The sequence below is a fragment of the Arthrobacter sp. ZBG10 genome (assembly GCF_001238605.1).
In the GTDB taxonomy this organism is placed as follows: domain Bacteria; phylum Actinomycetota; class Actinomycetes; order Actinomycetales; family Micrococcaceae; genus Arthrobacter.
In genome coordinates this window covers 1-852 of record NZ_LFQH01000138.1, presented here as the reverse complement: position 1 = coordinate 852, position 852 = coordinate 1, and the positions used below count along the sequence as shown (strand labels likewise).

1 pseudogene is annotated in these 852 nt (G+C 65.8%); it reads left to right on the top strand.

From position 1 onward, the window contains the following. Nucleotide 1 precedes the first annotated feature (1 nt). Nucleotides 2–852, top strand: a pseudogene (locus ACU18_RS18910) (pyruvate dehydrogenase (acetyl-transferring), homodimeric type); the annotation flags it as partial.

Genomic DNA, 852 nt, shown 5'->3' with positions numbered 1-852 from the left:
CGTGGCTGCAGGAGAAGATACCTCCCATATCCTCAGCGGGTTGACTAACCAGCTGCCTGATCGTGATCCGGAAGAGACTGCCGAGTGGGTTGAGTCGCTGGATTCCCTGATCAGGGAACAGGGCACGGAGCGTGCCCAATTCATCATGCGGAGCCTGTTGCAGCGCGCCGGTGCGCAGAGCGTCGGGGTGCCCATGGTGACCACCACCGATTACGTGAACACGATCCCGGTGGATCAGGAAGCACCGTTCCCGGGCAACGAGGAATACGAGCGCCGGTACCGGGCCTATATGCGGTGGAACGCCGCGGTCATGGTCCACCGGGCGCAGCGGCCCAGCATCGGGGTGGGCGGTCACATCTCCACCTATGCCGGGGCCGCGACCCTGTACGAGGTGGGCTTCAACCACTTCTTCCGCGGCAAGGACGCCCCGGGCGGCGGGGACCAGGTCTTCTTCCAGGGCCACGCCTCCCCCGGCATGTACGCCCGGGCGTTTATGGAAGGCCGGCTGACCGAGGAGGACCTGGACGGGTTCCGGCAGGAAAAGTCCCGGCAGGGCCACGCCCTGTCCTCCTACCCGCACCCGCGGCTGATGCCGGACTTCTGGGAATTCCCCACCGTGTCCATGGGCATCGGGCCGATGAACGCGATCTACCAGGCCCAGTCCAACCGGTACCTGCACAACCGTGGCCTGAAGGACACCTCGGACCAGCAGGTCTGGGCGTTCCTCGGTGACGGGGAAATGGACGAGCCCGAATCCCGCGGCCTGCTCCAGCTCGCCGCGAACGAGAACCTGGACAACCTGAACTTCGTCATCAACTGCAACCTCCAGCGCCTCGACGGGCCGGTCCGCGG